The sequence below is a fragment of the Streptomyces sp. NPDC029122 genome, assembly GCF_055569445.1.
On the sequence record NZ_JBVHWK010000032.1, the window covers coordinates 31,969 to 43,454 of the forward strand.

Genomic DNA, 11,486 nt, shown 5'->3' on the forward strand with positions numbered 1-11,486 from the left:
ATCCCCCCCCCCCCCCCCCCCCCCCCCCCCCCCCCCCCCCCCCCCCCGCCCCCCCCCCCCCCCGCCCCCCCCCCCCCCCCCCCCCCCCCCCCCCCCCACGATTCTCATGATGTGACCATCGACTGGCTACCTGACCGAGGCATCCGCCGGGCGACTCTCGCCCTCGGCGCGGCCGGCCTGATCTTCATCGCCACCGGCGCCATTCCCGAGGCCTGGTGGGCGCTCGGCATCGGTGTATGGGCGGTGATCACAGCGATGGTGATCGAGCTCGTCTGCCGGCCCTAGCTGCCGACGTCCCGGCTCCGGAAGTCCTCCAGCGTCTCTCGCCGCACGAGGACCCGGGCCGTGCCCTCGTGAACCGCGATGACGGCGGGGCGGCCGACGAGGTTGTAGCCGGAAGCCATGGACAGCTGGTAGGCACCTGCGACCGGTACGGCCAGCAGGTCGCCGGGATGGATGTCGCCCGGCAGTTCCACGTCGGCCGCGAGGATGTCGCCGGCCTCGCAGTGCCGGCCGACGACCGTGGCCGTACGGGTGCCGGCGGTCGAGTGGCGGCCGACCAGGCGGGGCGCGTAGCGCACCCCGTACAGGGCGGGGCGCGGGTTGTCGCTCATGCCACCGTCGACGGCGACGAACACCTTCTCGCCGGTGTGCTTGACGGCAAGCACCCGGTACAGGACCACTCCGGCCGGCCCCACGACGGCCCGCCCGGGCTCGACCAGGAGCCGGGGCACGGGCAGCCCGGCGGCGGCGCAGCCTTCGACGAGCCCGGTACGCAGGTTTCGCGCGAGCGCGGTGAGGTCGAGGGCGGGCTCGCCCGGCCGGTAGGCGATGCCGTGGCCGCCGCCCATGTCCAGCTCGGGCAGGAGGATCCCGTGGGTGTCACGGATGCGGGCCATCAGCCCGACCATGCGGCGCAGGGCCACCAGATAGGGCTTCACGTCGGTGATCTGGGAGCCGATGTGGCAGTGCAGGCCGACCAGTTCGAGCCGCGGCTGGCCCAGGATCCGCGCGATGGCGTGCTGCGCGCCGCCGTCGGTGAGGGACAGACCGAACTTCTGGTCGTCCGTACCGGTGCGGATCTTGTCGTGGCCGCCGGCCGAGACGCCCGGTACCACCCGGACCATGACCCTCTGGCGCCCGCGGGGGCCGACGGCGGCCGCGATCCTGGCGATCTCGGACGGACTGTCGATGACGATCCGCCCCACGCCGAGCCGCAACGCCGCTTCCAGGTCGCGGGGCGACTTGGCGTTGCCGTGCAGCACGATGCGATCGGGCGGGAAACCGGCGGTGACGGCGAGCTCCAGCTCCCCGGCGGAGCACACGTCCAGGCCCAGCCCCTCCTCCCGGACCCAGCGGACCATCGCACGGGAGAGGAAGGCCTTGGCCGCGTACAGCACGTCGGCCTCGGGGAAGGCATCCCGATAGGTCCGGCAGCGCCCGCGCACCTCCCCCTCGTCCAAGACGTAGGCCGGAGTGTCGAAGCGGTCGGCGATCTCGGTGAGAGAGACTCCGCCGACGGCCAGGCCGCCGTGCGGGAGCGGAGCCGTGGACGCGGGCCAAACGGACAGATCACGGGCCTCGGCCGGCATCGCGGAGAGGGCGGTGATGGTCATGGTGTGATCCCTTCAGGCCGTCCGGGCGGTGGTTTCGGGTGCCTGCGGGGTCGGTGCCCTGTCAGGGCCGGCCATCGCCGCCGCGGTGACCGGGGGCGCGGTGAGGACCGGGTCGACGGTCAGCAGGGACGCTCCGAGCGGCTCGGCCATCGCGCGGAGCGCGGATTCGGAGAGGCGGATCCAGGCCTGCTCCGCGCCGAGCGTGGTGGCCAGCCGGTCCGGGCTGGTGAAGCCCACCGCGGTGCGCGTTCCCAGCGGAGTGCGGAACAGCCGCACCACCAGATGTGCTCCTCCCGGCCGGGCCGGCACGTACAGAGGCCCGGCCGGGAACCGTTCTTCAGGCTCGGGATCGTCGTCGTACTGGAACAAACACATGGGGCCCTCCCTGAGGAACCACGAGTGGCGGTTGGCGCCCCGGGCGCGGGGAGGCGGTCCGGGGCGCGCCACCGAAGCTATCCCCGCATCCGGGCACCTGTGGCCACCCCGTAACGGGACCCATACGGCGACCGGCCAAGTCCTTACGGATCACTGACGGACGGAGCCATGGGGTCGGGCAAAGGCGATGCGAAGAGCCGTGGTCGGTGGGACCGGAACCCGCGGGAGCCCGGCCGCCCTGCACCGGGCCGGTTTAGGGCAACGCGACGGTGTGGCTCCGCGTGGGGAACGCCCAGCACATGTCGTACGTCGTCCGCAGCCGGCGCACGTGACCTGGCCCCACAAACCCCGTCCCGTGCGGACCGGTCAGGCGAAGACGGGATCCAGCATCGCCTCCCCGGCCGCCACCCGCCAGGCCGGCAGCCGCACCGTCCGGACCACCGGCGCCGGCTTCGCCCCCCGGCCGCCGGACGGCAGCCCGATCAGCAGGTCGCCGCGTGCGTGGATGAGCCGCAGATGGCGGGCGGGATCCTGCCCGGGAAGGGGGCCCGTGTCGACGAGCACAGCCGTGTTCTCCCCGTCCACCGTGAACAGCAGGTCCACCGTGTGCCCGCCGACCACCGCCGCGCGTTCCAGGTCGGTGATGCCACGGCTACCGAGATATTCCTGGAGCCGGTCGGCGAGTTCCTCGCGGAATCCGGGCGACGCCGGGGGACCGGGGGTTGCGTCCTGGTTCGTGGAGGCTCCCGCGCGCAGCACGGTCGAGCGCTCCGCGAGCAGGGCCGGCAGTCCCGCCTGCCCCTGCCAGAAGCGGTGGCTCCCCACTGTGATCAGCTGCGACTTCGCCCGGGTGACCGCGACGTTCCAGAGGTTGACCTGGCTCGCCACCCAGTGCGTCGTCTTCGGCGGAGTGTTGTCCGTGGCCACCGGGCTCAGGACCATGACGTCGCGCTGTCCGCCCTGGAAGGCGTGCACCGTACCGACCCGGACCCGGTCGTCACCGGCCCACACCCGGGCCAGCGCCTCCTTCTGCGCGCGGAAGGGCGTCACCACCCCGACCGTGGCGTCCTCGGGCAGCCGTGCCAGCAGCTCGTCCACCGTCCGCCGCACCTGGTCCGCCTCGGCCTGGTTGCGCCAGGACCGGCCGCCGCTGCCGGCCGCGGACTCGCCGTACGGCACGTCCACCCAGCCGAGCACCGGAGGCGGATCGGCCGCCCCCGCCGGATCGACCGGCGGGACCTGCCTGCGGACATCGGTGAGGACCTGCAACTGGCCCGCGTAGCAGTAGCCGTTGACCACGTCCGCGATCTGCGGATGGCACCGGTAGTGCTCGTCGAGCAGCAGCGCAGCGTCTCCGTGCTGCGCCGCCGCGTGGTACGAGGCGTACACGTGGTAGGCCAGCCGATGGTCCTCCAGCTGCGCGGCGGTCAGGCCCGCGCGTACCCGGGCCTGCCGCTCCTGCTCCGGACTGATCCCGGGAATGTGCCCGAGCTGCATCGGGTCGCCGATGATCAACGCCCGCTTCGCCCGGAACAGCAGCGGCAGCACCGACGGGATCGAGCACTGGCTCGCCTCGTCGATCACCACGAGGTCGAAGAGCTGCGGGGCGAGTTCGAGCTGGCGCACCGAGTGCGTACTGATGGCCCATGCCTTCAGGTGCGCCATCAGATTGCGCTGGCTCTTCTGGAAACCCGAGCGCCGGCGCAGCGCCTGGAGCCGCTGGTTCATCAGCGACCGGCCCCGCACCATGCCCTCGGCGGCCACGGCCTGCGCCAGTTCCCCCGACACGGCGGAGGACGCGGCGGCGCTGTCCAGCCGGGCCCGCTTCAGCGCCTCCTCGTCCCAGGCCAGTTGTGACGGTACGAGCTCGCGAAGGCCACGCTCCACCGCCACGGCCTCCGCGAGGTCGAGCAGCAGTTCGGTTGAGGCAGGGCGCTCCGCTGCCCAGTCCGGCCACGACGTCTCGGATCCGCCGCCGGACGAACCTGCGAGGGCGGCGAGGGCCCGCCCGCGGCGCCACCTGCCGAAGGTCAGCCATCCGGCTCCGGCTGCCCGCCGGGCGCGCTCCTCCCAGCGGGCGAGCGCAGCCGGCTCCGCCGCCCAGGCGCCCTCCAGCAGTCGTACGGGCAGAGCGAGCCCGTCCGCCCGGCGGGCCCGCTCACGGACCAGCTCCAACAGGCGCGCCTCCTCGCCGATCCGCCCTGCCGCCTCCGCCCGGAGCACAGCCGTACGAGCGTGACGGTTGCGCAGCTCACCGGCCACGGTCGCGGCACCCCGGGCCGGGGCCGCTGCCGGCTCGGCCAGCAGTCCGGCCAGCTTCTCGGCCTCCCGTTCCCGGGCTTCCACGTTTCCGGTCCGCATGATCAGGCCGGGCGAGATCTCGTCGCACCGCTCGGCCACCACGTTGACGGCCTCGTTGTTCGTGGACGCGACCAGTACGGACTGGCCGGCTGCGACGGCGGTCGCGACCACGGCCGTCACCACCTCGCTCTTGCCGGTGCCGGGCGGGCCGGTCGCGACGGTGAGCCGACGGGTCATCGCCGAGGAGATCACCTGCTCCTGGCTCTCGTTGCACGGGCCGGGGGAGACCACCGTCACGGCCGGCTCGTCGCGCCCCGTCCCGTCATCGCGGTCACCCTCACCGGTCAGGAAGGCGTCCAGCGCGGTACCCGCGATCTGACCGGCACGCGTGGACATCTGGAGCAGGTTGTCGACCAGGCCCTCGGTCGCGACCCGCTCCATGCCGGAAGGCGCGAGCAGCACGGCGGCGTTGTGGGCACCGGGTCGCAGCGAGTCCATCACGGACCGCTCGCTCAGCGAGGACAGGTCGAGGGGCTCCAGCTCCGGAACGCCGAGCTCGGTCAGGAGTTCCCGTACCGCCTTGACCATCTGGGTGCCGTTGCCCTCCTGCCAGCTCGGCTGCCAGCGGGCCAGCAGCTCGGCGGCCTCGTCGTCGGACAGCAGCTCGGTGATCACACCGGTGTGCAGGGAGGGAACCCCGCTCGGGCGCAGCAGGTCGCGGCCGTTCTCGTCCGGGGTGAGCTCCATCGGCTGGACCAGCAGCGGCGCGATCCGCACCGCCGTCCGCCGACGGCCGTCCCCGCCGCGTTCGGGAAGGGTGATCGCCGGATACCCGTACCAGTACTCCTGGAGCCCGGCACCGTCGGCCTGCGCACCCGTGCTCTTCGGCTTGGGCAACCGCCCGGGGGCGGGGAAGGAGTGCCCGAGCCCGGACTGGATCGACTCGGGACCCTGGCCCAGCAGGAAGTACGCGGAGCCCCGGCCGCTGTCGCGGTCGGGCAGCATGCCGGACGCCGCCTGGGCGCCGAGGCAGTGCGCGTAGTACCGCAGCAGCCGCTGCGGGTCGACGCCCTCCCCGGCGTCCTGGGCGACCAGCTGCCGCGCCTTCAGCAGGGCGGGGGAGATTCCGGACCGAGCGGCGGCATGGGCCGCGTCGCGCGGCGCGTCGGGAAGACGGACCGCACGGGCGACCGAGCGGGCGAAAGGCAGTGAACGGGTGGCCCGAATCGTGGACTTGGTCGGCCGCTGTTCTTCGGGGACGCCCTTGACCACCATCTGCGCGGTCAGGTACTCGAAGAGGTCGTCCGGGGTGATCCAGCCGCCCTCCTTGATCCGTCCGCTCCGCAGGCCTTCCACGATCTCCCCGGTGAACCGGGAAGTACCGAGAGAAGACCCCTCCGGTGCCATCGCGGACGCGGTCTGGAGGGCGTCGGAGGCGGTGATGAAGTACACGCCGGTGGGGCGCAGCAGCGTACTGGGCGCGGGCCGATCACCGGTGGCCGTTTCCGTGCCGCCCTTGGCCGTCCACCCCTGGACGACGGACCCGCTGGAGCAGCAGTCCAGCAGCACCAGCTTGGACGCGGCCCGGCAGGACTGGAGCATCCGCTCCAGGAACTCGGCGGGGACCGCCGTGCCCGGCAGGTCGTCCGGGTCGGCGTCCCGGGTCAGGAAGTACAGCTGCCCGTCCGCCTCGCAGAACTGGCCGTGCCCGCTGAAGTAGAGCAGTGCCGTCTCGCTGGCCTGCCGCTCCTCCAGGAACTGCTCGACGGCGTAGAGCATTTCGGCGCGGGTCGGTTCGGCGACCACCGCGCAGTCGTTGTACATGCCGATCTCGGTGCTCTCCAGCACCGCCCGCATGTAATGAAGATCGGCCCGGACCGGTGGCAGGTCGTGATAGCGGTCGCTGTCGTACGTGGATACGCCGATGAGCATGGCGTACCGGTCGTTGTCGCTCACTGCGCGCCCGGCCCCGCCTCGCCGCCGTCCGCGTCCTCGTCCTCGTGAAAACGGGTGTCGGACGCACCGTCGGCGAGGAACCTGTCGATCAGCTCGCTGTCGGCCCGGGCCTCCTTGCCGGACACGCTCAGCGTCGTCCCGTCCGCCCGGGTGATGACGATGGTTCGCTGGGGCACGCGGGCCAGCCAGACCTGGATGCCCGCCGCGACGAGGGAGCCCCCGCTGAAGACCAGCCCGATCAGGTCGGTGACCGGGCCACCCTTGTCGGACTCGTCCCCGGGCAGGGGGCGCGGGGTGTCGAGCGCGGCCCGCGGATCGGCCTCGGCGAGGGCGGCGAGCAGCTCGCGCGCTTCGCGCCGGGCGCGCAGCGGGTCCTCGTCGACGATGGCGATGCGGTGGCCGGCGGCGGCCGGATCAGTGGTGGTACTCACGTTCTTGGTCCCCCTACGTCTTCCCCGTGCGGCTGACACACGGACGGGCGAGCGTACCGAAGACCGCTGACAACGAACTCGCCAGTTTCCGGAAAATGGCCGGTCATTGGCCTGAAACGGCCAGCTCGGCCCATATGGTCCCACCGGGGTACCCCGACGTGCGGGGTCGCCGCCCGGCCGCATTCCGTGTCAGATCGTGAGGAACCGACTCGGCGCCCCGTGCCGGGAGACGCGCAGTTCTTCGCGGGCGCGGGTGCAGGCGACGAAGAGGAGGTTCAACTCTGCCAGCACGTGGTCCCGGTGTTGCCGGGCGTCCACTGAGCGTCCGGCTCGATGAGCTGGACGCCGTCCTGCGCCGCTGCGGTGTCAGCCCCGGCGGCCTGGCCCCGGCGGTGGTGGTCCTCACCGGGCCGATCGCGTTGCTCGGCCCGGCTCGTGAGGCGGAGGAGCGGGCCTGGCAGGAGGCGTACGTCCCGACCGAAGCGCTCGCGGACCAGGTTCCGGCGCTCGCCGCCTGGGTCGCCCGCCTCCGGGGCGACGGTCTCGTACGGCGCCTCGCCGGCACTCCCGCCGCAGCGCCTGCCCCCCTCGGCCAGGCTGCCGTCACCCTCGGCTCCCTTCCCGCGGACCCGCCCGTGTCGCTCCCCGCCTTCGCGGCCCGGCGGCTCGGCAGTGCCCACGCCCTGGACGACGGCGCACCCTTGGCGACGATCACCCTGTCGGGTATCCGGGCGCTGACGGGTTTCCCCGAGGGGACGGGTGCCGAATGGCGTCGGGAGGCGTGGGCGTCGGCGGGTCTCCTGGGCGACGAGTCGTCCTCGACGGTCCTCACGCTGAACCTGAGGGGCACGCCGGCGCTGGACTGGACGGCTGACGCGGGCGAGCCGTCCGTGCCGACCCTGCGTCAGCTGATCCGCACGCCGCACGCCGCACGCCGCACGCCGCCCGCCTCGGCCGCCTCGGCCGTTCGGATGTGTGAGAACCCGGCGGTACTCGCTGCGGCCGCCGAAGCGTACGGCCCGCACTCCGCGCCACTGGTGTGTCTCCAGGGGCAGCCGTCCGCTGCCGCTCTCGTCCTCCTCCGCCACCTGCCCCTCTTGGAGCTGGGAGTCCGCGTGGAGGAGGAGACGGTACTCGACGTGTTGCCGTCCGACCCCGCGTGACGACAGTGGGGCCGAGAACGCCCGCGGGCGGCGGACGCCGACGTGGGGTCGGGGTACGCCGCGCTGGGGTGGACGGGGCCGGGTTACTTCGGGTCGCGGTTGAACTTCGACGTCGACCAGCGGTAGCCGAGCACCGTGAGGGCCAGGCACCAGGCGAGGGCGAGCCATCCGTTGTTGCCGATCTCGCTGCCGAGCAGCAGTCCGCGCAGGGTTTCGATGGCGGGGGTGAACGGCTGGTACTCGGCGATCGGCTGGAACCAGCCGGGCATGGCGTCGACCGGGACGAAGGCGCTGGACAGGAGGGGCAGGAGGATCATCGGCAGGGCGTTGTTGCTGGCGGCCTCGGCGTTCGGGCTGATCAGGCCCATGCCGACCGCGATCCAGGTGAGTGCCAGGGCGAAGGCGGCGAGCAGTCCGAACGCCGCGAGCCACTCCAGGGCGGTGGCGCCGGTGGACCGGAAGCCGATGGCCGCGGCGACGGCGCCGACGAGGACCACGCTCATGACCGATTGCAGCACGCTGCCGACGACGTGTCCGACGAGCACGGAGCCGCGGTGGATCGCCATGGTGCGGAAGCGGGCGATGATGCCCTCGGTCATGTCGTTGGAGACGGACACCGCGGTCCCCACCACGGTGCCGCCGATGGTCATCAGCAGGATGCCGGGGACGAGGTACGCGATGTACTCGGCGCGGTCCGCGCCGCCGCCGCCGATGCCCGCGCTCATCACGTCGCCGAAGACGTAGACGAAGAGCAGCAGCAGCATGACCGGTGTGAGCAGCAGGTTCAGCGTCAGGGACGGGTAGCGCCGGGCGTGCAGGAGGTTGCGGCGCAGCATCGTGGACGAGTCGCGCACGGCGAGGGAGAGGGAGCTCATCGGCCGGATTCCTTCGGCTGGTCGGGGACGCGGGTGCTGCCGGTCAGGGCGAAGAACACGTCGTCGAGGTCGGGGGTGTGCACGGTCAGTTCGTCGGCCTCGATGCCGGCCGCGTCGAGCCAGTCGAGGATGGAGCGCAGCTCGCGCTGGCTGCCGCCGCTGGGGATCTGCAGTGCGAGGGATTCGTCGTCCCGGGTGGCCTGGTGCAGGGCGAGGGCGGCGGACCGGTACGCGGCCGGGTCGGTGAAGCGCAGGCGGACGTGCCCGCCGGGGACGAGCCGCTTGAGCTCCTCGGCCGTGCCCTCGGCGGCGATCTTCCCGTCGTTGAGGACCGCGATGCGGTCGGCGAGTTCGTCCGCCTCCTCCAGGTACTGCGTGGTGAGGAAGACGGTGACGCCGCCGTTGACGAGTTCGCGGATGATGCCCCACATGTTGTGGCGGGAGCGGGGGTCGAGGCCGGTGGTCGGCTCGTCGAGGAAGATGATCCTGGGCCCGCCGACCAGCGTCATGGCGATGTCCAGGCGGCGCTTCATGCCGCCGGAGTAGGTGGAGGCGGGCTTCTTGGCGGCGTCGGTGAGGTCGAAGCGCTCCAGCAGCTCGGCGGCGAGGCGCTTTCCCTCGCCGCGGGAGAGGTGGTGCAGGTCCGCCATGAGGAGCATGTTCTCCTCGCCGGTGATCAGCCCGTCGACGGCGGAGAACTGCCCGGTGACGCCGATCGCCGCGCGCACCGCCTGCGGGTCGGTGGCCAGGTCGTGGCCGGCGATGCGGATGTCGCCGGAGCCGGCGCCGGGGGAGATGAGGGTGGAGAGGATCTTGACGGCCGTGGTCTTGCCGGCGCCGTTCGGGCCGAGCAGGGCGAAGACGGTGCCCGCCGGGATGTGGAGGTCGATCCCGTCGAGGACGAGCTTGTCGCCGTAGGACTTTCGCAGACCCGAGGCGGAGACGGCGGCGGGCGGCTCCTGGCCGTTGCGCCGAATGGACGTGGACATGACAGAAGTGGGCATGTGGTCCTCCCTTTCGGAGGCTGAAGTGACGGGGGGAGGGCCGGTGTTCAGCCCCGGGCGCGCACGATGTCGACGTTGCCGTGCCGGGTGCGGACGAGGACCTTGACGGTGTCCTCGGCCTCTCCCGGGGCCTCCGACGCGGTGAGCGCGTTGCGCACCTGGCCCACGCCCGCGTTGATGTCGAGCCAGGCTGCCGTACCCTCGCGGACGCCGACCTCGACGGCCCCGTACGAGGTCTCCAACTGGACGGTGCCACGGGCCACTTCACCCACGCGCAGGGCGCCGTGGGCGGTGGTCGCGGTGACCGAGTCCTCGGCGCGCTGGATCACGATGTCGCCGTTCGCGCCGCTCACCCGCAGCTCCGCGGTCGCGGCGCCCACGGTCGTGGTGCCGTGCGAGTTCTTCAGGACCGCGGGGCCGTCGAGCAGACCGATCCGCAGGCTGCCGGAGCTGGTGGTGATCTCGGCCGTGCCCTCGACCCGGTCCACGGTGATCGAGCCGTGCGACGCGGTCAGGTGGAGCGGGCCGGTCGCGTCGAGGCGGACGTCGCCGGACGAGGTCTTCACGCGGACCTCGCCGAGCCGGCCTTCGCCGAGCACCTGGGTCCAGGCGCCGGTCGTGTCGACGTCCGAGCCCGTGGGCAGCGCGACCGTCACGTCGACGATGCCGGTGCGGCCGAACATGTTCGACTTGGGCGTCCTGACGGTGAGCGCGCCGCCGGCGTACGTGACCTCGGTCTGGGCGGCCGTCCGCACGTCCAGGTCCTTCTTCGGGTCGCGGGGCCGTACGTCGACGACGGTGTCGGGGCGGTCGTCACCCGCCGTGAACTGGATGGAACCGGCCTCCACGCGTGCGGTGACCGAGATCGGTCCGGGAGTGTCGAAAGAAGGCATGGCTGTCCCGTCTTCTTGGCTCTTCGGGTCGTCCCCGCTGGTGGGACGTGGTGTGGGTGAAGTGGTGCGGGTGGGGAGGGGTGCGGGGTCAGCGCACCCAGCCCGTGAAGTTCTGTCCGATGGTCCGGGCCTTCTCCGTCGGCCTCGGCTGCGCGCCGCCGCTGCCGCCACCGACCGCGGCCGACACGGCCCGGACCAGCCACGCGTTGACCGAGAGGCCCTCGCGGCTCGCGGCCTCCTCGGCGCGCGCCTTGAGGTGGGCGGGCAGGCGGAGGTTGACGCGGGCGGTGCCGCCCTCGTCGCCGTCGGCCGGGGCCTCGGCCCTGAACGCTTCGACGGGCGCGGCCGGCTCCGCGGGGGCACCGCGGTCGGCGGGCGGCAGCGTCACCACGAAGTCGGGGTTGAGTCCGCGCAGCCGTACGTCGACCGAGCCGGGGGCGATGTCACGGGTGATCTCGTCCATCGCGGCGGAGAGCACGTGGAGCATGGTCAGCCGGGTCGCCGACTCCAGGGGAGCGGTGAGCCGCTCGGCCAGCTCGCGGGCGTCTTCCCCGCCGGCTTCGGCGGCCACCGCGAGCTCGCGGCGAAGGGTGTCGACATACGGCGTGAGGTCCATGACGCCATCATGGCATCACATTGGCGCCATGCGCAAGCTTTGGTGGCGTTATGGCGGGGGTGGGGGTACGGGGGATCGCTCTGACCTGCGAAAATGTGAGCGCGACGCGCTGATGGGTGGTGGTGGCACGCGGGCTGAGGGCTGTGGGATGGCGTTGCGTGGGGGCGGGGGGGGGGGGGGGGGGGGGGGGGGGGGGGGGGGGGGGGGGGGGGGAGGAAGAACACTACGAAACACCCCCCCCCCCACCCCACACACA

The 11,486-nt window shown here is 72.7% G+C and carries 10 protein-coding genes; 2 read left to right on the forward strand and 8 right to left on the reverse strand.

Annotation, left to right across the window (positions count from 1 at the left end; all coding sequences use genetic code 11):
• The first annotated feature begins 111 nt into the window (after positions 1–111).
• Positions 112–285, forward strand: coding sequence for a hypothetical protein (locus ACZ4WZ_RS28940; protein WP_467894858.1), 174 nt, complete (start codon positions 112–114; stop codon positions 283–285).
• On the opposite strand, the gene lysA is transcribed toward ACZ4WZ_RS28940, so the two are convergent.
• The 4 genes from lysA to ACZ4WZ_RS28960 form a co-directional block, all read right to left on the reverse strand.
• On the reverse strand, positions 282–1,616 hold the full coding sequence (gene lysA, locus ACZ4WZ_RS28945; protein ID WP_467894862.1) for a diaminopimelate decarboxylase: 1,335 nt from the start codon (positions 1,614–1,616) through the stop codon (positions 282–284). The genes ACZ4WZ_RS28940 and lysA overlap by 4 nt on opposite strands.
• A 12-nt stretch (positions 1,617–1,628) precedes the next feature.
• Positions 1,629–1,991 carry an SAV_915 family protein gene (locus ACZ4WZ_RS28950; protein ID WP_467894865.1) on the reverse strand — a complete coding sequence of 121 codons (363 nt, stop codon included), beginning with the start codon at positions 1,989–1,991 and terminating at the stop codon, positions 1,629–1,631.
• 366 nt (positions 1,992–2,357) lie between these two features.
• Positions 2,358–6,248, reverse strand: coding sequence for a caspase, EACC1-associated type (locus ACZ4WZ_RS28955; protein ID WP_467894869.1), 3,891 nt, complete (start codon positions 6,246–6,248; stop codon positions 2,358–2,360).
• Positions 6,245–6,679 carry an effector-associated constant component EACC1 gene (locus ACZ4WZ_RS28960; RefSeq protein WP_467894871.1) on the reverse strand — a complete coding sequence of 145 codons (435 nt, stop codon included), beginning with the start codon at positions 6,677–6,679 and terminating at the stop codon, positions 6,245–6,247. The genes ACZ4WZ_RS28955 and ACZ4WZ_RS28960 overlap by 4 nt, the downstream gene beginning before the upstream one ends.
• Positions 6,680–7,029: 350 nt before the next feature.
• On the opposite strand from ACZ4WZ_RS28960, the gene ACZ4WZ_RS28965 reads away from it, so the two are divergent.
• Positions 7,030–7,842, forward strand: coding sequence for a TIGR02679 domain-containing protein (locus ACZ4WZ_RS28965; protein ID WP_467894961.1), 813 nt, complete (start codon positions 7,030–7,032; stop codon positions 7,840–7,842).
• 83 nt (positions 7,843–7,925) lie between these two features.
• Here the strand turns inward: ACZ4WZ_RS28965 and ACZ4WZ_RS28970 are convergent, their stop codons facing one another.
• From ACZ4WZ_RS28970 to ACZ4WZ_RS28985, 4 genes are all read right to left on the reverse strand, one after another.
• Entirely contained in the window at positions 7,926–8,717 is a 792-nt protein-coding gene (locus tag ACZ4WZ_RS28970) for an ABC transporter permease (RefSeq protein ID WP_467894872.1), read from the reverse strand.
• Positions 8,714–9,706 carry an ATP-binding cassette domain-containing protein gene (locus ACZ4WZ_RS28975; protein WP_467894963.1) on the reverse strand — a complete coding sequence of 331 codons (993 nt, stop codon included), beginning with the start codon at positions 9,704–9,706 and terminating at the stop codon, positions 8,714–8,716. The genes ACZ4WZ_RS28970 and ACZ4WZ_RS28975 overlap by 4 nt, the downstream gene beginning before the upstream one ends.
• Before the next feature lie 62 nt (positions 9,707–9,768).
• Positions 9,769–10,614 carry a DUF4097 family beta strand repeat-containing protein gene (locus ACZ4WZ_RS28980; protein WP_467894873.1) on the reverse strand — a complete coding sequence of 282 codons (846 nt, stop codon included), beginning with the start codon at positions 10,612–10,614 and terminating at the stop codon, positions 9,769–9,771.
• Between the two features lie 88 nt (positions 10,615–10,702).
• Positions 10,703–11,230: a toxin-antitoxin system HicB family antitoxin gene (locus ACZ4WZ_RS28985; RefSeq protein WP_467894875.1), complete on the reverse strand. Its 528-nt coding sequence runs from the start codon at positions 11,228–11,230 to the stop codon at positions 10,703–10,705.
• Positions 11,231–11,486 lie beyond the last annotated feature (256 nt).